17 protein-coding genes and 1 pseudogene are annotated in these 21,097 nt (G+C 64.2%); 5 read left to right on the top strand and 13 right to left on the bottom strand.

The features are described from left to right. Nucleotides 1–314: 314 nt before the first annotated feature. Together ACDH77_RS07245 and ACDH77_RS07240 are read left to right on the top strand one after the other, a co-directional pair. A pseudogene (locus ACDH77_RS07245) lies at nucleotides 315–1,790 on the top strand (asparagine synthetase B family protein); the annotation flags it as partial. 112 nt (nucleotides 1,791–1,902) lie between these two features. Continuing rightward, complete coding sequence (locus tag ACDH77_RS07240; RefSeq protein ID WP_230201288.1) at nucleotides 1,903–2,280, top strand: asparagine synthase-related protein; 378 nt, start codon at nucleotides 1,903–1,905, stop codon at nucleotides 2,278–2,280. 171 nt (nucleotides 2,281–2,451) lie between these two features. Here the strand turns inward: ACDH77_RS07240 and ACDH77_RS07235 are convergent, their stop codons facing one another. Then, nucleotides 2,452–2,628 carry a hypothetical protein gene (locus ACDH77_RS07235; protein ID WP_008577255.1) on the bottom strand — a complete coding sequence of 59 codons (177 nt, stop codon included), beginning with the start codon at nucleotides 2,626–2,628 and terminating at the stop codon, nucleotides 2,452–2,454. Nucleotides 2,629–2,706: 78 nt separating this feature from the next. Beyond that, nucleotides 2,707–2,955, bottom strand: coding sequence for a hypothetical protein (locus ACDH77_RS07230; protein WP_008577256.1), 249 nt, complete (start codon nucleotides 2,953–2,955; stop codon nucleotides 2,707–2,709). 199 nt (nucleotides 2,956–3,154) lie between these two features. On the opposite strand from ACDH77_RS07230, the gene ACDH77_RS07225 reads away from it, so the two are divergent. Further along, complete coding sequence (locus ACDH77_RS07225; protein ID WP_033479294.1) at nucleotides 3,155–4,810, top strand: diguanylate cyclase; 1,656 nt, start codon at nucleotides 3,155–3,157, stop codon at nucleotides 4,808–4,810. Nucleotides 4,811–5,002: 192 nt separating this feature from the next. Here ACDH77_RS07225 and ACDH77_RS07220 read toward each other — a convergent pair whose 3' ends face one another. After that, on the bottom strand, nucleotides 5,003–5,308 hold the full coding sequence (locus ACDH77_RS07220; protein ID WP_057681589.1) for a hypothetical protein: 306 nt from the start codon (nucleotides 5,306–5,308) through the stop codon (nucleotides 5,003–5,005). Nucleotides 5,309–5,402: 94 nt separating this feature from the next. Between ACDH77_RS07220 and ACDH77_RS07215 the strand changes: the two genes are divergently transcribed. After that, on the top strand, nucleotides 5,403–6,377 hold the full coding sequence (locus tag ACDH77_RS07215; RefSeq protein WP_005919921.1) for a sensor domain-containing diguanylate cyclase: 975 nt from the start codon (nucleotides 5,403–5,405) through the stop codon (nucleotides 6,375–6,377). A gap of 254 nt (nucleotides 6,378–6,631) precedes the next feature. Here the strand turns inward: ACDH77_RS07215 and ACDH77_RS07210 are convergent, their stop codons facing one another. The 6 genes from ACDH77_RS07210 to ACDH77_RS07185 all read right to left on the bottom strand — a co-directional run bounded on the left by ACDH77_RS07210 (nucleotide 6,632) and on the right by ACDH77_RS07185 (nucleotide 14,363). After that, the gene (locus ACDH77_RS07210) at nucleotides 6,632–8,056 is read right to left on the bottom strand and encodes an efflux transporter outer membrane subunit (protein ID WP_031421916.1); all 1,425 of its coding nucleotides are present in this window, start codon (nucleotides 8,054–8,056) and stop codon (nucleotides 6,632–6,634) included. Continuing rightward, complete coding sequence (locus ACDH77_RS07205; protein WP_057681590.1) at nucleotides 8,050–8,781, bottom strand: SDR family oxidoreductase; 732 nt, start codon at nucleotides 8,779–8,781, stop codon at nucleotides 8,050–8,052. Before ACDH77_RS07205 ends, ACDH77_RS07210 begins: the two co-directional genes overlap by 7 nt. A gap of 42 nt (nucleotides 8,782–8,823) precedes the next feature. Further along, entirely contained in the window at nucleotides 8,824–12,000 is a 3,177-nt protein-coding gene (locus tag ACDH77_RS07200; protein WP_372353780.1) for an efflux RND transporter permease subunit, read from the bottom strand. Nucleotides 12,001–12,178: 178 nt separating this feature from the next. Then, nucleotides 12,179–13,369, bottom strand: coding sequence for an efflux RND transporter periplasmic adaptor subunit (locus ACDH77_RS07195; RefSeq protein WP_029819072.1), 1,191 nt, complete (start codon nucleotides 13,367–13,369; stop codon nucleotides 12,179–12,181). After that, on the bottom strand, nucleotides 13,366–14,139 hold the full coding sequence (locus ACDH77_RS07190) for an SDR family NAD(P)-dependent oxidoreductase (RefSeq protein ID WP_372353779.1): 774 nt from the start codon (nucleotides 14,137–14,139) through the stop codon (nucleotides 13,366–13,368). The genes ACDH77_RS07195 and ACDH77_RS07190 overlap by 4 nt, the downstream gene beginning before the upstream one ends. Continuing rightward, nucleotides 14,136–14,363 (bottom strand): hypothetical protein, encoded by a 228-nt coding sequence (locus ACDH77_RS07185; protein WP_031421913.1) that lies wholly within the window; start codon nucleotides 14,361–14,363, stop codon nucleotides 14,136–14,138. The genes ACDH77_RS07190 and ACDH77_RS07185 overlap by 4 nt, the downstream gene beginning before the upstream one ends. Before the next feature lie 128 nt (nucleotides 14,364–14,491). Here ACDH77_RS07185 and ACDH77_RS07180 point away from each other — a divergent pair, with 128 nt between their 5' ends. Beyond that, nucleotides 14,492–15,526 (top strand): LysR family transcriptional regulator, encoded by a 1,035-nt coding sequence (locus tag ACDH77_RS07180; protein WP_005925689.1) that lies wholly within the window; start codon nucleotides 14,492–14,494, stop codon nucleotides 15,524–15,526. Nucleotides 15,527–16,356: 830 nt separating this feature from the next. Here ACDH77_RS07180 and ACDH77_RS07175 read toward each other — a convergent pair. From ACDH77_RS07175 to ACDH77_RS07160, 4 genes are all read right to left on the bottom strand, one after another. Beyond that, nucleotides 16,357–17,082, bottom strand: coding sequence for an OmpA family protein (locus ACDH77_RS07175; RefSeq protein WP_372353778.1), 726 nt, complete (start codon nucleotides 17,080–17,082; stop codon nucleotides 16,357–16,359). Nucleotides 17,083–17,354: 272 nt separating this feature from the next. Further along, nucleotides 17,355–18,773 (bottom strand): cryptochrome/photolyase family protein, encoded by a 1,419-nt coding sequence (locus ACDH77_RS07170; RefSeq protein ID WP_218488395.1) that lies wholly within the window; start codon nucleotides 18,771–18,773, stop codon nucleotides 17,355–17,357. 105 nt (nucleotides 18,774–18,878) lie between these two features. After that, nucleotides 18,879–20,309 (bottom strand): replicative DNA helicase, encoded by a 1,431-nt coding sequence (locus tag ACDH77_RS07165; RefSeq protein ID WP_014089789.1) that lies wholly within the window; start codon nucleotides 20,307–20,309, stop codon nucleotides 18,879–18,881. Between the two features lie 221 nt (nucleotides 20,310–20,530). Continuing rightward, nucleotides 20,531–21,085, bottom strand: coding sequence for an NADPH-dependent FMN reductase (locus ACDH77_RS07160; RefSeq protein ID WP_014089788.1), 555 nt, complete (start codon nucleotides 21,083–21,085; stop codon nucleotides 20,531–20,533). Nucleotides 21,086–21,097 lie beyond the last annotated feature (12 nt).

The raw sequence follows: 21,097 nt of genomic DNA, 5'->3' as shown, positions 1-21,097 counted from the left end.
TCATTGGTTGCCGGCGACGTGGCGGGCGAGAGAGCGATCAGGCAAACGCCATCTGTCACCTGTTCGAGTCATCGCTGCGCCTGGTTGCACGCGGCCATCCACGCGCTCGACATGACGCAGCGCACCGGAGCGACATCGATGCAAAGTGCTCAAAAAAACAGCGCCCTCTCAACCGTTCCTTGATCATTTCCAGGCGGAATCCACATACGACCGGCCCACCATGCGCGCCGCACCGGATCGGGAACGACGTCGCCAGCAAGTCGCGTTGCCCGGCCCAGTGCACCTCTCTATATGGTCAAGGGCGGACGGGTCAGATGTCGGGTATCTGTGGATTGTGGTTGGAACCAAATTCTCACAAAGACAGCAGCACGCTAGGACGGCGTGGAAGTGCGATGGTTGCTGTGATGAAGCACCGTGGAGATAAAGCGTGTGTGGCAACCGTCGTTGACACGCCCCTGGTACTTGCTGCATGCGGGAGCTCTGGCACCCCGGGGACTCGCATGGGCTTTTCTACCGATGGTCGTTATCTTGTCGCTCTGGCTGGACGCGCCAATGGCCTCTCGCCGCTTTACAGCACACCAGAGGCTTGTGAGAGCAACACCTCTGCCGCAAGGATCGCGCAAAGCATTCAGTCGTTGGGGCTGCAGCGAACCCTAGAGCTCATCGATGGCAGCTTCTGCCTGGCCATTCTTGATCGTCGATTACACACGCTGTCGCTAGTGCGCGACCGCATCGGTCAATGCAGCCTGTACTACGGCTGGACACATCAGGGTTTTGTGTTTGCTTCTGAACTCAAAGCGATCGCTTCCTCTCATGGCTTCAGTAACTTGATCGATCGGAATGCGCTGACGCTCCTGCTGCGATACGGCTACATTCCATCGCCATATAGCATCCATCGAGGCATCTTCAAACTAGCGGCAGGAACCATTCAAGTTTTCAGCACGCTGGATGTGGAACGCGGTGCGCCTCATCACGACCCCAGCGAGGGGGCGCGCTACTGGCATCCGAAAAGAAATGTCAGCAACTTAATCCAAGCAAGAGAGCATGTGACCGAAGAGCGTGCGATCAGCCGCCTGCAGGATGCGCTATCGATGGCGGTTGACCGCGTCAGCGATCGCAAGACTGGTTCATTCCTGTCGGGAGGAACCGATTCCAGCCTCATCACGTCCCTCCTGCAGTCGCAACGCTCAACACCTGTCGATACCGTCACCATCGGATTTGAGGATGCCGACCACGACGAAATGGATTGGGCACAAAAGGTTGCAAGCCATCTAGTTACGCGGCATTTCCAACAACGCATCAGCGATCAGCAGGCCGTGGCCGTTCTGCCGGAGATATCGGAGGCGTTTTGCGAACCCTTTGCGGACTCGTCCCAGATTCCGACACTGCTTGCAGCAGGCTCCGCGCGCCGCCAAGTCAGTCACATGCTGACAGGCGATGGAGGCGACGAATTGTTCTTCGGCCATGCCGCGTATGCGCGTGCACTGCGCAATGCGCGCCTGAGCTCCATGATCCCGGACACGCTGCGCTGTTCGCTGCGTCGCCGGGGCGTCTACACGAAGGAGTCGGCCCGTTTGGGCGGATGGCGAGCGGCCCTGGGGGAGACAATCAGCCGCGCGGTGGAAGAGAGCTACCTGCTCAGAGTCTCGCGTTGGCGCAACCCCCGTTGCGCCGTGCTTGGCTCCATGGAGTACCCCACGATCTATGACACGCCCATGGAGCAGCTGACCGTCGGATCCCCAGGCGAGCGCGTTCTCTTTATGGACATTGCCATGGAACTTGGGGAAGGACTCATGACCAAAGTCGACCGCGCGTGCATGCTGCATGGCCTGAACACGTCTTCCCCCCTTCCTGGATCAGCAGGTATTTCAGCTGGCCTGGCAGATTCCGCTCAAGCTCAAAATGGTTCGTGGGGAGCAAAAATACATTTTGAAGCGCCTGCTCGAACTGTATCTGCCGCAGGAGCTTATCTATCGACCCAAGCGAGGCTTCGGTGCGCCTGTCGGCCGGTGGCTACGCGGCCCCTTACGCGAGTGGGCTGAAGACTTGTTGACACCTTCAAAACTTGAAGAGCAAGGCGTCTTCGACGTCGGGGTGGTGACGCATCTCTGGCAAGCGTTCATCGCAGGTCAACGAAAGTGGCACACGCATCTTTGGCCCATTCTCATGTTCCAGGCTTGGCAGCAACGCTGGCAGCAGCGGCCCTCCTTTTGTGTGGACGAGGCGTGCCATCGCGATCCAGAAGGTATAAGCCACCTCACCATTGAGGCGTTCGTTTGACAGCGAGGTCACCGAAAGCGCTTGCGCGTTGCGACATGCGTCAGTGCGTGCTGGGGCCCTGCCCACCCGCTTCAACCTCGCCCCAGAGATAAACGGACAAGGCCGGGATTTCCCGATGCAGAGGTCAGACGTTGGCCATTGCGAAGGACGAAGCAGACTGCGCGCGCTGCGTCAGTTAGTGACGCGCGCGGCATGGTCGGGCTCATCGCGACGAACGAGGGCGCCTGCCCGGTCGTCGGCAGCTGCACACCGCGGGGCGGCATCGCCGCGGAGTTGATCGAACAAGGCCAGCAACGCGCTGGCTTCGTGTTGCAGCAACGCCAGTGCGCTTTTATTGGGCTCTTCCATTGCACTTGCTCCAGAGACGCTCGACGGCGCCCTGATCAAACCCGAGCAAATCGCGTGCCAGCCGTCAGGGCTTCCCGCTCAGGCGTACTCGCGCTGCTCTTGCGCCTTGGCGTGCATGGCTTCCAGCGTGACCATGCCGGCAATCCGGGCGGCTGCAATGGCGCTGCGATGGTCGGGAAAGGTCGACGACAGCGCGGCGCCTGCCAGGTTCGCGCCGCGGCCGATGCCGATCTGCGCAATATCCCAGCCTGCCACCCAGCCATGGGCGGGGGTATCGCCTTTGACGGCATGACAGGTGAGTTGGTAATTGCCTAGAAAAATGACCAACGGGCGCCCTTTTCGGTGACTGCTTGCCAGCATACCGCCACGACGCTGCTTCCGGGGGCAATGTGCCGTCTGCCAGCTGACTCGGCAAGCGAAGTGGAGCGTAGGCACGCGGCTTGCATCGGCCTCGACCAGACAATCGTGCCGGGGGAACGCGGTGTTGACCAAAAGAACCAAACGTCGTGCTGCCGGGGCCTTGCTGGTGGGTGGGCTGATCTTTGTCCTGATCGGCGTGGGCGGGTACCTCACGACGCAGCGTTCGCTGTCGGACGCCGGCTGGGTGACGCACACCCAGGAAGTGATTGCCAGCATCGACGAAATCCAGGCGGGCATGCTGTCGGCGGAATCGTCGGCGCGCGGCTATGTCTTGACCGACAACGAGGCCTTTCTGGGCGTGTATGCCGATGCGATCGGCCGCCTGCCCGAGCGCATCGTGCGGCTGGACGCCCTGGTGCAGGACAACCCGACGCAGCGGCGCAATGTGGTCGTGCTGAGCCGTTTGGTGGACGCGCGCCTGGTGCAGATCGACGAGTTATTGCATAGCTATCGCAAGCAAGGCCTGGATGGCGCGCGTGCTGCCATCGCGCGCGGGGTGTTCCAGACCTCTTCATCGCTGCGCCGCCAGGTGCAGACCATGACGGAGCTGGAGCGGCAGCAACTGATCAGGCGCAATGCAGCCACCACCCGCAGCGCACAGTGGGTGCTGTGGGTGACCGTGATCGGCATTGCCAGTGGCTTGCTGGTGATGCTGTTGGCGTACCGCTTGTTGTCGCGCGAGCTGGAACGGCGTACGCGTGCCGAAAACGACGCCAGCCGGACCAGCGAGCGCCTGATCGAGTCGTTTGCCGCACTCGAACGCACCTCCGCTGGCCTGGAGGCGCTGGCACGCTACTCCGGGTTGCTGCAGAACTGCCGCGATGCCGAAGAAGCGCTGGAAATCACTGCACGCACGATTGCACCGCTGATTCCCGGTGCCGCCGGCGCGGTCTACTTGCTACGCGCCTCGCGCGATCGCGCCGAACAGGTGGTCGCCTGGGGCGAGATGGCAGACGACGCCAGTGCCAGCATCGCGCCGGACAACTGCTGGGCGCTGCGCCGCGACCGCACCCATGTGGTGATGGACGCCGGCCAGGGCATGCTGTGCCAGCATGCCGGCGTCAACCTCCCGGCGCATGCGGCCACCGCCTGTATTCCGCTATCGGCGCAGGGCACGCAGCTGGGGATGCTGGCATTGCGTAGCGAAGACCCTGACGATCTTGCCTCGCTGACCGTGGCCGAGGCGGCAGCAGAACAACTCTCCTTGGCGCTGCACAACCTGCGCCTGCGCGAAACGCTGCGCCAGCAATCGATCCGCGACCCGCTGACAGGCCTGTACAACCGCCGCTATCTGGAAGAAACCCTCAGTCACGAGTTGGCGCGCTGCACGCGCCGCGAGCTGCCCTTGTCGGTGCTGATGCTGGATGTGGATCACTTCAAGCGGTTCAACGACCTGCACGGGCACAGCGGCGGCGACCGCGTGCTGGCGGCCATTGGCGAATTGTTGCTGGCGCAGACGCGTGGCGAGGACATCTGCTGCCGGTACGGCGGCGAAGAATTGACGATCATCCTGCCCGAAGTCGATCTGCCAACCGCGTGCATGATGGCGGAGAAATTGCGCGCCGGCATCGAGGCCCTGCAGGTCATGGGCGATGGCGTCTGTCTGCCGAAGGTCACCGCCTCGTTCGGCGCGGCCAGCTTTCCCGCTCACGCCAGCACCGTGGCCTCGTTACTGCAACGGGCGGACGCGGCGCTGTATCGCGCAAAGCAGGGTGGCCGCAATCAGGTCGTGAGCGCGGATGTGCTTGCATCCGTGGCCTGAACGCAAGCAGCCGGGCGTGCTGCTGCGGTCTGTCGCAGAGGCCTGTGTCGCGCGGTCGACGCTCAGATCCACATCGCGCGCGCTTGGCGAACCCGGGTGCGAGCGCCTGAACGAAGATGCTCGGATCATTCGCCGGCGCGCGCATTGCAGCGACGAACGCTCAGGCACATGCGCTCATGCCAAGACCAGGCCTCAGCCGCAGGCGTGGCCCGCGTCGTCGGTGGGGATCAGGCCCGCACCGGCCAGCATGCCGTCGATACGCGTGCGCACATAGTCGGCATCGTCCTGCGCGGCGCTGCTCAGGATCGCTTCGGCACGCGCCTGAAAATCCAGATAGTCGAAATCCGCATCTTCATCTGCCGACAACTTGGGCAACTCTTCCTGCAACGCGTCCAGGCGCGTGGCCAGTTCTTCGCGGGTGGGCATGGCAGACTCCGACAACCAAAACGATACGTTTGCGGCAGCGCCGTCAAGGATGTGCGAAGCCTTGCGCTGCAACGCTTCACTTTCCTACCCGTTGCGGCGATGAAGACACGCTCAACTTTGACCGCACTTTGCCGATAATGATGCCGACTCCTATCGAACCTTCCCTGTGATCCTCCACCTGCGGCGGGATTTTCGACTCGGCATCGTCAAGATGCTCGGGCCAATCACCGCGCTGTTGCTTTGCCTCTATGCGGTGTATTTGGCCATGACCGGTCAGGTAGTTGCGTGCCTGGTCACCGCGGCGCTGGGCGTGCTTGCGGTATGGCGCGGCTGGCAGATGCGCAGTGCCGAAGACACCGGCGCCGGCGGCGTGTGGCTGGCGTCGATCAATGTTGGCGGGTGCCTGGTGGCGTGCTGGACTGGTGGCGATGGCGCCCTGCCGTGGCTGTTCCCGGTGCTGGCCACCAATTATTTCTTGTGCGGGCCGCGACGCGCGGTGTTGTTGAGCTTGCCGCTGCTGGCCGCCTTGTTGTTCTTGCCAGGCTTGATCACCAGCCCCGGCCAGGGCGTGTCGACGATCGTGGTGACGCTGGTGACGCTGGCGGTGGGCTACGCGTTTTCGCTGCGAATGCAGGACGACCGCGTGCACCTGGAAGAACTGGCCTCGCTGGATGCGCTGACCGGCTTGCCCAACCGTCGCATGCTGGAACGTGCGCTGACCCACCAGATCGATCAACGCCAACCGCACGACCGGCTCAACAGCCTGATCATCCTGGATCTGGATCACTTCAAGGAGGTCAACGATCTGTACGGGCATGCCGCCGGCGATGCGGCGCTCTCGGATCTGGCCACCATCCTGCGCTTTGAAGTACGCGAACCGCACCAGGTCTTCCGTTTTGGTGGCGAAGAATTCGTGGTGCTGCTGCGTGCCGGCTCGCTGGCCGAACTGGAAGCGGCCACCGAACGCCTGCGCAAGGTGATACGCAACGGCTTGCGCGGACCCGGCGGGCGCATCACCGTCTCGCTGGGCGCGGCGCGCCACGATGGCGAAACGCATTGGCAGGACTGGTTTTCGCGTGCCGATGCAGCGCTGTATCTGGCCAAGAACGGCGGACGCGACAGCGTGCGGGTCGCCGAATAGGCACCTGGCGGCATGGAAGCGTCCGGGTCTGCGTAGGCATACGCACCTGACAGATGGGTTACGCCTTGGTCGCGAATGCGATGGTGGTGACGAAAGCGCCGGTAGCGCGCCTGTCAGCCGAGGTGCGCGAACTGGCGGCGTCGGATGCATGGCCAGTATCGCCAGCCATCGCCCGCACACGTTCGACCGCCCCGTTTAGCTCTGACGCTGCAGCCAGAACTGCGGGGCGACCCACTGGCCGCCCCGCACGTCGTTCAACGATTGACCACGGCCACCGGTGCAGCAGGGGCTTGGTCCTGCTTCCAGCCACCGAGCGCCTTGTACACGCCGACCACGCCGACATTCACCGCCGCTTCGGCCTGCGCCAACGCATCGTCGGCCGCCAGCTGGGTGCGCTGCGCATCCAGCAGGGTGAGGAAGTCTTCCGAGCCCTCGCGGTAGCGGATCTGCGCCAGCTGCTCGGCACGCCGCGCGGCATTGGCCTGCTCCACCACGATGGCCAGGCGCGCCTGCTGGCGGCCATAGCCGATCAACGCGTTTTCGGTGTCTTCCAGCGCCAGCAATACGGTTTGCTGATACTGCGCCAACGCACCTTCGGCCTGCGCCTTGCTGGCACGCAAGCGCGCACGCACGGTGCCGAAATCGAAGGCGGCCCAGCTGATCGACGGGGTCACCGACCAGGCCTTGGCGTTGCCTTCGGTCAACCTGGCTGCGTCGCCGGTGAGGAAGCCGACGAACCCGCTCACGCTGATGCGCGGAAACAGGTCGGCAGTGGCCACGCCCACTTGCGCGGTGGCTGCCGCCAGCCGGCGCTCGGCGCCGCGCACATCCGGACGCTGACGCAGCAAGCCGGCGGTATCGCCCAGCGGCAGCGGGCGCGCGAACGCCGGCATCTCGCGCGCGGCCAAGGTGGCATCCAACGCATCCGGTTGCTGGCCCAGCAACACAGCCAGACGGTGGCGGTATTGCGCCTCGGCGGTTTCCAGCAGCGGAATATCCGCCTCGATCGCCTTCAACCGCGCCAGGCTGCTCTGCACGTCCAGCTCGCTGCCGGCACCCAGATCCCATCGGGTCTGGGTCAGCTTCTGGGTGTCGCGCAGGTTGGTGAGCGTGCGCTTGGAGACGTCCAAGCGCTTCTGGGTGCCGCGCAATTCGAAATAATTGCGCGCCACTTCGGCAGCAACGGTGACCTGCACGTCCTGCAGGTTGGCCTGCTCGGCATCCAGGTCGGCACGCGCGGCCTCCGATGCACGCCGCTGACGGCCGAACAGGTCCAGCTCCCAGGCCGCATCCAGACCGAGCGTGGTCTGCTCGGTCAGAAAGCGCTGATTGCCGGCGATCACCTGCTGCTGCTCGCGACGATCGAAGCTACCTTGCGCGGTGATATGCGGCGCCTGATCCAGGCGGCGCTCGACGAACACCGCGCGCGCCTGCTTGACGCGCGCCACCGCGATGCGCAGGTCGTGGTTGGCGAACAAGGCGTCGCGCACCAATTGCTCCAGCACCGGGTCGTCGAACTGCGACCACCAGTTGCCCACCGGCGACTGCGCGCTGTATGCCGGGTCTTGCGCGCCTTGCAGCGTCACCGCCGCCGGCGGATCGGGGCGGTAATCCGGCCCGACCGCGCAACCGCTGAGCACCAGCGCAGCCAGTGCCACGCTCAGGAAGTTTCTTACCATGGCAACACCTCTCCCAGATGGGTAAAGCTGCCGGTGGCACCGTGCGCATCCAACAGCGCCATTTGCACGCTGCTTTGCGCGCCCTGCTCCACTTCGATTTCGCCGCCGCCACCGTTCATGTCGGTTTTGACGTAACCCGGATGCACCGTGTTGACCTTGATGGCTGTGTCGCGCAATTCGTAGGCCAGATGCACCGTCCAGCTGTTCAACGCGCTCTTGGACGCGTCGTAAGCAGGAATCTTGAAGTCGTAGATCGGCGAGCCGGGCTGGCTGTGCAAGGTCAGCGAACCGAGGATGCTCGACACGTTGACGATACGCCCGGCCAGCGAACGACGCAGCAGCGGCAGGAAGGCCTTGGTCACCTCGACCACCGCGAACAGATTGGTGTCGAAGGTGCGCTTCCACACCTCCAGGCTCTGCTGCGACGGGGTGCGCTGCATGTCCTCGATCATGATGCCGGCGTTGTTGATCAGGATGTCCAGATGACCATGGCGCTGCTCCACCGTGCCCACCGCGGCAGCAATGCTGATGTCGTCGTTGACGTCGAGCTGGATGGCCTCCACCGGCAGGCCTTCGGCCTGCAACTTGAGGGCCGCGGCCACGGCGTCGTCGCGCTTGCGGCCGGCCAGCAGCGTGTGCACGCCGGCGGTAGCCAATTGCCGAACGGTCTCCAGGCCGATGCCGCGGGTTGCGCCGGTGACCAATGCGATCTTGGTGTTGCTCATGTGTAAATCCTTCGAATGTATGTAGGGGGAAGCGACGCGCGCTTAGGCGTTGACGTGCGCGTGATCGTGGGCAACCGCGGGCGGTGTCGCGGGACCGCGACGGGTGACCCACTTGCGCAGCGCCACGTAGAACACCGGAGTCAGGAACAGGCCGAACAAGGTCACACCCAGCATGCCGGCGAACACCGTGATGCCGGTGACCGAGCGCACTTCGGCGCCGGCACCATGGCCGAACACCAGCGGCACCGTGCCGGCGATGAAGGCGATGGAGGTCATCACGATCGGACGCAGGCGCAGGCGGCAGGCTTCCAGTGCGGCTTCGACAATGCCCTTGCCGTGCATTTCCAGTTCCCGGGCGAACTCCACGATCAGGATCGCGTTCTTGCACGCCAGGCCCATCAACACCACCAGACCCACCTGCACGAACACGTTGTTGTCGCCATTGGTGAGCCACACACCGAACAGCGCAGACAGCAAGGTCATCGGCACGATCAGGATCACTGCCAGCGGCAGGGTCCAGCTTTCGTACAGCGCAGCCAATACCAGGAACGCCAGCAACACCGCCATCGGGAACACGATCAACGCCGAGTTGCCTTGCGTGGACTGCTGATAACTCAGGTCGGTCCACTCGATGTTCATGCCGTTGGGCAGCACCTGCGGCGCCATGCTGGACAGCTTCTGCATGGCCTCGGTGGACGACAGCACGCGCGGGTCCGCTTCGCCGATGAGGTCGGCGGCCGGGTAGCCGTTGTAGCGGATCACCGGGTCCGGGCCGTAGGTCTGGCCCAGCATGACCATGCTGCCGATCGGCACCATGTCGCCGTTGGCGTTGCGCGTGCGCAGGTTGGCGATGTCTTCCACGCTATCGCGGAACTGTCCATCGGCCTGGGCGATCACCTGATAGGTGCGACCGAAGCGATTGAAGTCGTTGATGTAGGACGAACCTAGATAGGTCTGCAGCGTGTCGAACAGATTGGTCAGCGGCACGCCCTGCGCCTTGGCCTTGTCGCGGTCGACCTTGGCATCGAGCTGCGGCACGTTGGCCTGGTAGGTACCGATCGGGAACTGCATGCCCGGCGTTTGCGAGATCGCACCGGACATCGCATTCACCGCACTCTGCAACTGGCCATAGCCCAGGCCGGCACGGTCCTGGATGTACAGCGAGTAGCCCGAGCCCTGGCCCAAGCCAAGAATCGGTGGCGGCATGAAGGCGAACGCGAAGCCCTGCTGGATCTGGCTGATGCGTGCGTTGATTTCCGCATTGATCTGCGCGGCGGTGCGGCTGCGCTGACTGAACGGCTTGAGCGTCAGGAACACCGTGCCGGTATTGGGCGTATTGGTGAACTGCAGCGGGTTCAGGCCCGGGAACGCGATTGCGTGATCCACACCGTCGGTCTGCAGCGCGATCTGGGTGATCTGGCGGATCACCTCATTGGTGCGCTCCAGCGACGACCCTTCCGGCAGTTTGGTGCCCGCAATCAGATACAGCTTGTCCTGGGTCGGAATGAAGCCGCCCGGCACCAGCTTGAACATGAAACCGGTACCGACCAACAGCAGCAGGTAGACCACGAACACCGCACCCCGCTTGCCCAGCGCACGCGACACCGCGCCTTGGTACTTGTGCGAGCTGGTGTTGAAGAAACGATTGAACGGGCGGAACAACCAGCCGAACAAACGGTCGATCAACCGCGACGGACCATCCTTGGGCGCGTCGTGCGACTTGAGCAGCATCGCCGCCAGCGCCGGCGACAAGGTCAGCGAGTTGATCGCCGAAATCACCGTGGAAATGGCGATGGTCACCGCGAACTGCTTGTAGAACTGGCCGGTCACGCCCGACAGGAACGCCATCGGCACGAACACCGCGCACAGCACCAGCGCGATGGCGATGATCGGCCCGGACACTTCGCGCATGGCCTGATGGGCAGCCGCCAATGGGCTCAGGCCTTCTTCGATGTTGCGCTCGACGTTTTCCACCACCACGATCGCATCGTCGACCACGATGCCGATCGCCAGCACCAAACCGAACAGGCTCAGCGTATTGATCGAAAAGCCCAGCAGGTACAACGCAGCGAACGTACCGACCACCGACACCGGTACCGCCAGCAACGGAATGATCGAAGCGCGCCAGGTCTGCAGGAACAGGATCACCACCAGCACCACCAGCAGCACCGCTTCCAGCAGCGTGTGCACCACCGCGCTGATCGAATCGCGCACGAACACGGTTGGGTCGTACGCGGCCGACCATGCCATGTCCTGCGGGAACTGCTTTTCCAGTTCGGCCATCTTGGCGCGCACCGCATCGGACAATTCGATCGCGTTGGCACCGGGCGACTGGAACACGCCCATGCCCACCGCGTTCTGGTTGTCCAGCTGCGACCGCAGGGTGTAGTTGCCGGCGCCCAGCTCCAGGCGCGCCACGTCGCTCAGGCGCACGATCTCGCCGCTGTTGCCGCTGCGGATGACGATGTTGCCGAACTCTTCTTCGGTGGTGAGGCGGCCCTGCGCATTGATCGAGAGCAGGAAATCGCTCTTGTTGGGCATGGGTTCCGCGCCGAGCTGGCCGGCGGAGACCTGCACGTTCTGCTCGCGGATGGCGGCGACCACATCGCTGGCGGTGAGCCCGCGTGCGGCCACCTTGTCCGGGTTCAACCAGATGCGCATGGCGTAGTCGCCGGCACCGAAGATCTGGATCTGTCCCACGCCCGGCAGGCGCGACAGCTCGTCCTTGACCTTCAAGGTGGCGTAGTTGCTCAGGTACAGCGAGTTGTACTTGCCCTTGGGCGAGGTCAGATGCACGACCATGGTCAGCGTCGGCGATTGCTTCTGTGTGGTCACGCCCTGGCGACGCACGTCCTCGGGCAGACGCGCCTGCGCCTGGCTGACGCGGTTCTGCACCTGCACCTGCGCCTGGTCCGGATCGGTGCCGGGCTTGAAGGTCACGGTGACCACCAGCACGCCGTCCGAGCCGGCCACCGACTTCATGTACATCATGTTTTCCACGCCGTTGATGGCTTCCTCAAGCGGCGTGGCAACGGTCTCGGCGATGACCTTGGGGTTGGCGCCCGGATACACCGCGCGCACCTGCACGCTCGGCGGCACCACTTCTGGGTATTCGCTGATCGGCAGCAGCGGCATGGCGATCAGGCCGGCCGCGAAGATGATGATCGACAGCACCGCGGCAAAGATCGGCCGGTCGATGAAAAAACGGGAAAAGTCCATTGGGATGGTCCTGAAAGAGGTTGCCGCCGGATGGCGGCGCGGCACAGCGGCCCCGGGCCGGCCTGATGACGAGGCCGGCAGTCATGAGCTGTGATGCAGCGATACAGCAGTACAGCCATTGCAGGTGGTGCGCTGTCGCCAGGCAGGCGCGACAGCGCGCAACGCGCGTTGGCGATCCCTAGTTGGAAGCGGTGCGCTTGTCCGCCGCCGGCGCCATGGCCACGGTCTTGGCGTCCACCGGCATGCCGGGCATGAAGATCTTCTGCACGCCATCGACCACCACGCGGTCGCCGGCGGCCAGGCCGCTACGCACGATGCGCAGACCATCGGCACTGCGGCCGAGCTCCACATCGCGGCGCTGCGCCTTGCCGTCCTTGTCCACCACGTACACATACTTGCGGTCCTGGTCGGTGAGCACGGCCTTTTCGTCGACCAGCATGGCCTTGAACTGGCCGCTGCCCAGCAACTGCACGTGCGCATACAACCCCGGCGTGAATTGCCGTTGCGCGTTGTCCAGTACCGCGCGGACGCGGATGGTGCCAGTGCTGCGGGTCACCTGGTTGTCCAGGAAATCCACGCGACCGGTGTGCGGGAAGCCCTGCTCGCCGACCAGCCCGATCCGCACCGGCAACTCGCCGCCACGTTCGTCCGGGCGCTCGCCGTTGCGGGCCATCTGCGAATAGCGCAGGAAGGTGCCTTCGTCGGCATCGAAGTAGACGAATACCTTGTCCAGCGACACCAGGGTGGTCAGCACGCTGGCGCTGTCGCCGGCCGTGACCAGGTTGCCGGCGGTGACCATCGCACGCCCGGCGCGGCCGTCGATGGGAGCGCGCACGCGCGTCCAATCCAGGTTGAGCCTGGCGGTGTCCACCGCGGCCTGGGCGGCCTGCAGGTCGGCATCGGCCTGATCGGCGGCGGCGCGGCGCTGCTCCCAGGTTTCGGTGGAGATGGCCTGCTGCTCGGACAATTTGCGTGCGCGCGTGGCTTCGCTACGTGCCAGCGTGGCCTGGGTGCGGGCACGCACCAGCGCCGCGTTGGCACGCGCGAACTCGGCGCGGTAGCTGCGCTCATCGATGGTGAAGAGCACATCGCCCTTCTTCACCTCTGCACCTTCGGTGTAGTTGACCTTGTCGATATAGCCGGACACGCGCGGACGCAGTTCCACGCTTTCCACCGGCTCGATGCGGCCGCTGAATTCGTCCCACTGGCTGATCTGCTTCATCAACACCGGCGCGACGCTGACGCTGGGCGGCGGCGGTGCGCCGGTCTCGGCGGCCTTGCTGCCGCAGCCGGCGAGCACGACCGCAAGCACGGCGCCCGCCAACACGGTACGCAAGGGAAAACGGAACGGGGTGGCGTTCGTGGTCATGGGGAAATCTCTCGGGTGGGGATGGGAAATTGCAGACCGGCCAGCCGGCTGGCCGACGGTGCGGCCGGCGGGCGACGACTCACGGTCACGATGGCTTGTCCGGGCTGGCCAGGCCCGGCAATCAGGGAAACAGCGGCGCGGCCGACGTCCACGGCGCGGATCCATTCCGGACAGGCGTCCTTGACGCGGCCGGGCGTGCAGACCGGCTGCTCGACCGAGAGCAACTGCACGCGGACGCCCAACGGCTTGGCTTCCTCGTGCAACACCTGGGCAAGCATGCGGGTGGCTGAGGCCGCAACCGAACGATCGCCATGCGCCGACCAGGCGCGCAGCGCGCACGGACTACCAAGCAGCAGATAGCGGCCGCCGCCGTCGGCCTCGGCCAGCAGCGGCAGCAGGTGACGGGCGGCAGCCAGATGCGGCAGCACGTCGCGCTCCAGGCGACGACGCAGGGCGGCCACCGGCCGATCCACCAGCCGCCCAGCCTTGGGCGGGCTGCCCAGGCTGGCGATCACCGCGCCCAGCGGTCGTTGCCGCTGGGCCAGTTCGGTGGCCAGGCGCTGCGCAGATGCATCGTCGGCCACCGATCCCTGCACGATGTCCAGCAGCGGGGAATGACCGTGCTGCGCACGCAGTGCATCCAGCTTGGCGGCGTCGCGCCCAATCACCACCGTTGGCATACCGGCGTCCAGCAATGCAGAGACGATGCCCATGCCCACGTTGCCCGCGCCGCCAATGACGGCCGTCTCGGATTGAACCATCCCGCTCATGGGATTTTCGCTCCCGAGATCGGGATAATTCCACGGCGCGCCCAGCGCGCCTGCAGTCCAGTCCGCTGCGCAGGCGCGCCGCCAGCCTGCCGCCGTGGCGAGCTGGAGAATTCGCGCAAGGCACTGTCGTACGACCGTTTTTCCGTGGAAACGACCGGATCGAAGGCGCTTTCGATTGCACTGCGCTGACTGGAAGACACGCCGAAAACGTTGCACAACCACATGGCCGTGCTCCTGCATGGAGGGGATGCCGCATAAGTTAGGCTTCAAAGCAGCACTTGATTAGTCCGGATTTAGGGGAATAATCGTCCCGCAAGCGGTCTAATCCCTCCTGCCCCCCGGAAGGCATCCCATGACTCACGATCTCAACGACACCTTGATCTTCGTCAAGGTGGTCGAACAAGGTAGCTTCATCGCCGCCGCCAATGCGCTTGGCCTGCCCAAGACCACCGTCAGCCGCAAGGTGCAGGAACTGGAAACCCGGTTGGGTGCGCGCCTATTGCATCGAACTACCCGCCGCATCGGCCTGACCGAAGCCGGCTCGGTGTACCACGAACATTGCCAGCGCATCGCGCGCGAACTGGAAGAAGCCGAAAGCGCGGTGGGACAGCTGCAATCGGGCCCGCGTGGCTGGCTGCGTTTTACCGTGCCGTATTCGCTGGGCATTACCTGGATCGCGCCGTTGCTGGGCGAATTCCACGCGCAATACCCGGAAATCCAGCTGGACATGCATCTGGGCAACGAGAAGCTGGACCTGATCGGCGGTGAAGCCGATCTGGCATTGCGCGTTGGCGCGCTGCCCGACTCCAATCTGGTGGCGCGCAAGCTCGGCAGCTTGCGCACCCAGGTGTTCGCCAGCCCCTCCTACATCGAACGCTATGGCGAGCCGCTGCATCCGGACGAATTGCAATTCCATCGCACGCTCGCCTTGCGCAAGAACCGCAACGTGCACAACAACCGCTTTTTCTGGTCGCTCAGCGACGGCAGCGATGTACGCGATTTCCCGGTCAATCCGCTGATGGTGGCCAACGATCCGGCCGCGCTCAACGGTGCGGTGTTGTGCGGCGAAGGCCTGTTGCTGACTGGCGATGTGATGGCCAAACCGTTCGTGCAATCGGGCCTGGTGCGTCGCGTACTGGCCGGTTGGACCGGGCCTGAGGTGGACTTCAACGCGGTGTTCGCCGGCGGCCGATTGGTGTCGCCGAAAGTGCGGGCGTTCGTGGACTTTTTGGTGACGCGCATGAATTTCGATGCGGATTACATGATGGCGCAGTGCCCTGCCCGCCTGGCCGCACAAAAGGCCGACAACGATGCGAAAGTCGAAGTGGGCGCAGACGCGGAATTGCGTGCCGAAGGCAAGCGAATCCTGGAAAACGTCACGGCGTAGTGCCGGATCGACTGCGCCGGCGGTGGTTGCCGTCTGGCGCAGGCCATAAGTTCATCGATGCAACTCAGTGAATGCATCTCTGTCACCACACGCGTACGCCGACGACAGCTCGGTCGCTTTGCAGATGATCTCACTGCCGTCAGCGGTGAGTTGGGAAAGATCGAGACGTCCGTCGTGGCGTCGTCGGATGCGATCACCCGATGAGCGCAAAGCCGACTCGGTCGCGCGCGGTGCCCTCGCCGCTCGCGGGACGCGTCGTCAACCCATCCATGGGGGCTCGATGGCGGCATCCATGCCGCCAACGGTTCCGCAAGCGGCGAGGACACCGCGCCAGAACGTTGGTCGGTCGCTCGGAAAGCGGCCCATCGTAGGAAAGGTGGTGGAGATACCTTCTCGCCTGAGCACTGCGAGCTAGCCGCGCCTCCTTAAATCGCTAGCGAACGCATCTATCGCTTGCACAAATACAGCGACCAACTCGACTGGTCCTTGCCCGCTCACCGTCGCGGGACCCTTGGCGGCATGGATGCCGCCACGGAGCTTACATGGATGTACTTGCAGCGTGTCCCGCGATGGTGGGCGGGCAAGGGCCCTGTAGCAACACTCAGATCCGCGCTTTGAAGTTCCACAGTTACGCCGACACATTCGCGCCGATGACGTGAGAAAGATCGAGACCTCAAAGCGTGCAGACCAGCCGTTCTAAGCTCAAGCGATTGATTAGCTGCTCTTGATCACACCATGCAGCAAAAAACAGGCCGCTTTCGCGGCCTGTTTTGCGTACATCAGTACATCGCGGGTGAGTCATCCGACCCGCCACGATTCACTGCATCCCATCAACGCATGCCGGCGTTGCTGGCCGTGCCTTCCGCACGCAGCGGGATCAGGCGGATTTCGACGCGGCGGTTCTGTGCGCGGCCGGCATCGGTGCTGTTATCGGCGATCGGGTAACGCTTGCCGGCGCCCATGGTTTCCATGCGCTCACGCTGCACGCCTTGTGCGGTCAGATATTGTGCGACCGCGCCGGCGCGTTCTTCGGACAGACGCTGGTTGACCGCGTCGCTGCCGACGCTGTCGGTATGACCGACCACTTCCACCATGGTCTGGCTGTACTCGCGCAGGGTAGACGCCACGCCATTGAGCGCGCTGTAGAACTGTGGCTTCAATGCAGACTTGCCGAAGTCGAAGGTGATGCCGTCGGGCAGGTTCAGGGTGATGTTGTCGCCCTGGCGCTGCACTTCGATCCCGGTGTTGGCGGTGCGCTCACGCAGTGCGCGCTCCTGGCGATCCTGGTACTGGCCGATTGCCGCACCGCTCAGTGCACCGATGCCGGCGCCGACCATGGCGTGCTGACGACGCTCGGTAGCGCTGTCGCCGGTGAGCAGGCCTGCAGCCACACCAATGGCCGTACCGATCAGCGCGTTACGGCCGGTCCGATTCTGCTGTTGCGTCTGCTCGCCGTATTGGTCGCGCTGCACATACGAGCCGCCGGTGGCGCAAGCGGACAGCGCAATGGCGCTGGCCAATGCAACGGCAAGACTCTTGGTGGCTGCTGGGGACATGGTGCTCTCCTATGGCCGGACCATCCGGCGCTCAATCGTGTGCGCGAGGATAAACAGGCCCACGCGACTGGCGCATGATGAAAACTGCCGCAACCCACGTGTAACGGGTGTGCCATTCAGGAAAACGTTTTCGGCGATGACGCGTGCACGTGCGCCGTCACATGAGCCAGCGCACGGCAGTACACAGGGCGCATTCCATGCCCTGTTTCGCTCATCAGACAGCGTTGCGAGCACCGTCCAGAAACAGGCACACGCGCATCGATCAGCAGCGACTAGGCGCGCGATTTCGCATACGCGGCCAACGCCGCATCGCGGCCCTCGGCCAAGCCGATGATCGGATTGCGCGGATACTCCGTTGCAAAGCGAGCCAGCGACAACGGATGCAACCATGGCGCGAAGCGTTCCTTCACCGCGAGCTTGCCCAGCTCGGGCACCCAGCGCGTGATGTATGCCGCATGCGGGTCGAATTTTTCTGCCTGCGTCACCGGATTGAACACGCGGAAATAGGGCGCCGCATCGGCGCCGGTACCGGCCACCCACTGCCAGCCAAGCGTGTTGTTGGCCAGGTCCGCATCGACCAGCGTGTCCCAGAACCAGCGCGCGCCTTCGATCCAGTGGATACGCAGATGCTTGCACAAAAAACTGGCGACGATCATGCGCACGCGGTTGTGCATCCAGCCGGTATGCCAGAGCTGACGCATGCCGGCATCGACGATCGGAATGCCGGTGCGGCCGCGTTGCCAGGCCTGCAATGCAACCGGATCGACCGTTGCCCAATCGAATCCTGCAAAGCGCGGGTTGAGATTCTGGTTGGTGGTGTCCGGGAAGTGATGCAGCAGGTGATACGCAAAGTCGCGCCAGCCCAGCTGCCGGATATAGCCATCGATTTCCGCGCCATTGCGCGCAGTGCGATGCGCCTCCAGGGTACTGGCAATCCGCCACGGCGCAATCTCGCCGAAGTGCAGATGCGGCGACAGTTGCGAGGTGCCGACGCGATCGGGGCGATCGCGGTTTTCGCGATATCCCGACAACGCGCCGTCGATAAAGATCTCCAGCATTTCGTGCGCGCCGGCTTCGCCGGGCTGCCAGTGCTCCCAGAAGCCCTGGTCCCACTGCAAGCCTGGTACCAACTGCAGCGTGTCGAGCGCATCGGTCTTCAAGCTCGCAGGCAGCGGCGGCAGGCGACGCGGCGCATCCATGGCGGCGGGCAATTGCAGCTGCGTCAGCGCATTGCGCCAGAACGGGGTAAACACCTTGTAGGGGCCGCCCTGCTGCGTGGACAACTGCCACGGTTCGAATAGCAGCGCGGCATTGCAGCTCTGCACCTCGATGCCGCGCTCGCGCAGGTCGCGCTTGATCTGCGCGTCGCGCGGCTGCGTGGCCGGCTCGTATTTGCGGTTCCAGTACACCGCCACCGCACCGGTCTGCGCGATCACCTCATCGAGCACCTGCGCGCTGTTGCCGGAGCGAATGACCAGGCCGCTGCCGAGCGCGCGCAGGGCACCGTCCAGCGCTGCAAGCGAACGATGCCGCCAGGTGCGCGACGCGGCGCCAGGCGTCCATTCGCCCTCTTCGTGCGGCGCATCGATGTACAACGGAATCGGGTGATGCCCAGCATCGAGTGCGGCGCGCAAGGCCGGGTTGTCTTCCAGACGCAGATCGCGACGGAACCAGACGATGGCGTATGACATACGAGCTCGGCAGCAAACGGTGAGGCTGCGCAGCATAAGCCAGCGGGCGCAACGATGGCGCGATGCCGGGCGGTGGATGACCACCCGGCCGTTCCCCGGCAGCGCTTACTCGAAACTGCCCACCGAGTCGTGCGCCAGGTTGTCGAAGCGGGTGTACTCGCCGAAGAACTTCAGCTTGCACGAGCCGGTCGGTCCGCCGCGGTGCTTGCCGATGATGATTTCGGCCAGGCCCTTGTCCGGCGAATTTTCCTTGTTGTAGTAATCGTCGCGGTAGATGAAGACGATCATGTCCGCGTCCTGCTCGATAGCGCCCGACTCGCGCAAGTCCGCCATCACCGGGCGCTTGTCGGTGCGCGTTTCCAACGAGCGGTTGAGCTGCGACAACGCAATCACCGGCACGTTGAGCTCCTTGGCCAGGCCTTTCAGCGAGCGCGAGATTTCCGAAATTTCGGTCGCGCGGTTTTCGCTGTTGCCCGGCACCGACATCAGCTGCAGGTAGTCGATGACGATCAGGCCCAGGTCGTGTTCGCGCTTGAGCCGGCGGCACTTGGAACGCAGCACTTCCGGCGACACGCCCGGGGTGTCGTCGATGAAGATCTTGGTTTCCTTGAGCATCTTGATCGCGCCGGTCACGCGCGCCCAATCCTCGTCTTCCAGCGCACCGGTACGCAGGCGCTGCGCATTGATGCGGCCATTGGAGGAAATCAGGCGCATGGCCAACTGCGAGGCCGACATTTCCATCGAAAACACCGCCACGCCCTTCTTGGACTTGATCGCGGCGTATTCGGCGATGTTCAGCGCAAAGGTGGTCTTGCCCATCGCCGGACGCGCCGCCAGGATGATCAGGTCGGTCGGCTGCAGGCCGGCGGTCATCGCATCGAAATCGGTGTAGCCGGTCGGCAAGCCAGTGATGTTGCCGCCGTTTTCGAAGCGGTTGCGCAGCTCTTCGAAGGCATCCTTCAATGCCCCGGGCATGGCCACGAAATCGGTGCGCCCGCGCGCGCCGGCTTCGGCGATCTTGAACACGGCCTTTTCGGCCGAGGACAGCAACTCGACGCTGTCGCGCCCTTCCGGCTGAAAGCCGTCGTTGACGATGTTGGTGCCCACCTCGATCAACTGCCGCAGCACTGCCTTGTCGCGCACGATTTCCGCATACGCGGCGATGTTGGCCGCCGACGGTGTGGTGCTGGCCAGCTCGATCAGGTACGCACCATCGCCCACCTGCTCCAGCTTGCCCTGCGACTCGAACCATTCGCCCAGGGTCACTGCGTCGAACGGACGGTCCTTCTCGTTCAGTTCGCGAATCGCGCGGTAGATCAGCCGATGGTCGCGCCGGTAGAAGTCGTTTTCGGTGAGCTGGTCGTTGACGCGGTCGAACGCGTCCGGCGCCAGCATCAGGCCACCCAACACCGCCTGCTCGGCCTCGACCGAATGCGGCGGTACCCGCAACTGGTCCAGACGCGGCTCGGGACGATCGTAATCGTCGTCGTCGCGATCGCGACTGCGCTTGGAACGGAAACCAGGACGAGCGGACATGGACAAACAAACCTGACGCGGGGAGACGAGGGCAGGAAGCATAGTCATCGGCGCGGCCGGCGACCATGCACAACTCTGTGGATAACTGGTGTATAGCCGGTGCATCCACGTGCTACGCGCCGGCCGTCGCAGATGCCGAGACCCTTGCGCCGCTTGGGTTTCCGCCCTCGCCCAGGGCCCAACGGGGCGCCGCATTGACGCGCGGCGCCGCTGTGGTCAACTCAGCGCTTGAGGTGCCCGATCAGGCCCAGGAACTGGTCGATGAAGCCCTGCAGGAACTTGCGGCTGTCGGCGTTGGCGATCTGGTCGTCGGGCCCGAACAGGCCGTCCTTGTATTGCAGGAACACTTCCGGCTGGCCAAGCACCTGCATATCCAGATACGCCAGCACGTTACGCAAATGCTGCTGCGCGGTGGCAGTACCGATCGCGCCGACCGAGATGCCCACCACCGCCGCCGGCTTGCCGGCAAACGCGCTATCGCCGTAGGGACGCGAGCCGGTGTCGATGGCGTTCTTGAGCACGCCGGGAATGGAGCGGTTGTATTCGGGGGTGACAAACAGCACCGCATCGGCAGCGCGGATCTGCTGCTTCAGCCGCGTGCCTTCGGCGGGATAATCGCCGTCGCGGTCCTGGTTGTAGAGCGGGATATCGCCGATCTCCAGGTACTCGAACACGGCCTTGTCGCCGGCCAGGTGCTCCAGCGCGCGTGCCAGCTGGCGGTTATACGACTCGGCGCGCAGGCTGCCGACCAGCACGGCAATGGTGAGCTTGCTCATGGGGAATGCTCC

This window comes from Xanthomonas axonopodis pv. maculifoliigardeniae (genome assembly GCF_041519315.1).
Taxonomy (GTDB): domain Bacteria; phylum Pseudomonadota; class Gammaproteobacteria; order Xanthomonadales; family Xanthomonadaceae; genus Xanthomonas; species Xanthomonas euvesicatoria.
Note: the sequence above shows the minus strand (reverse complement) of the source record. Positions and strands in the feature narration are given on the sequence as shown.

What these genes read in the sequence shown, in the direction of transcription:
- ACDH77_RS07240 (WP_230201288.1), top strand. Translation starts at nt 1,903, where the DNA reads ATGGTTCGTGGGGAGCAAAAATACATTTTGAAGCGCCTGCTCGAACTG.
- ACDH77_RS07235 (WP_008577255.1), bottom strand. Translation starts at nt 2,628, where the DNA reads ATGGAAGAGCCCAATAAAAGCGCACTGGCGTTGCTGCAACACGAAGCC.
- ACDH77_RS07210 (WP_031421916.1), bottom strand. Translation starts at nt 8,056, where the DNA reads ATGGTAAGAAACTTCCTGAGCGTGGCACTGGCTGCGCTGGTGCTCAGC.
- ACDH77_RS07205 (WP_057681590.1), bottom strand. Translation starts at nt 8,781, where the DNA reads ATGAGCAACACCAAGATCGCATTGGTCACCGGCGCAACCCGCGGCATC.
- ACDH77_RS07200 (WP_372353780.1), bottom strand. Translation starts at nt 12,000, where the DNA reads ATGGACTTTTCCCGTTTTTTCATCGACCGGCCGATCTTTGCCGCGGTG.
- ACDH77_RS07195 (WP_029819072.1), bottom strand. Translation starts at nt 13,369, where the DNA reads ATGACCACGAACGCCACCCCGTTCCGTTTTCCCTTGCGTACCGTGTTG.
- ACDH77_RS07190 (WP_372353779.1), bottom strand. Translation starts at nt 14,139, where the DNA reads ATGAGCGGGATGGTTCAATCCGAGACGGCCGTCATTGGCGGCGCGGGC.
- ACDH77_RS07185 (WP_031421913.1), bottom strand. Translation starts at nt 14,363, where the DNA reads ATGTGGTTGTGCAACGTTTTCGGCGTGTCTTCCAGTCAGCGCAGTGCA.
- ACDH77_RS07180 (WP_005925689.1), top strand. Translation starts at nt 14,492, where the DNA reads ATGACTCACGATCTCAACGACACCTTGATCTTCGTCAAGGTGGTCGAA.
- ACDH77_RS07175 (WP_372353778.1), bottom strand. Translation starts at nt 17,082, where the DNA reads ATGTCCCCAGCAGCCACCAAGAGTCTTGCCGTTGCATTGGCCAGCGCC.
- ACDH77_RS07170 (WP_218488395.1), bottom strand. Translation starts at nt 18,773, where the DNA reads ATGTCATACGCCATCGTCTGGTTCCGTCGCGATCTGCGTCTGGAAGAC.
- ACDH77_RS07165 (WP_014089789.1), bottom strand. Translation starts at nt 20,309, where the DNA reads ATGTCCGCTCGTCCTGGTTTCCGTTCCAAGCGCAGTCGCGATCGCGAC.
- ACDH77_RS07160 (WP_014089788.1), bottom strand. Translation starts at nt 21,085, where the DNA reads ATGAGCAAGCTCACCATTGCCGTGCTGGTCGGCAGCCTGCGCGCCGAG.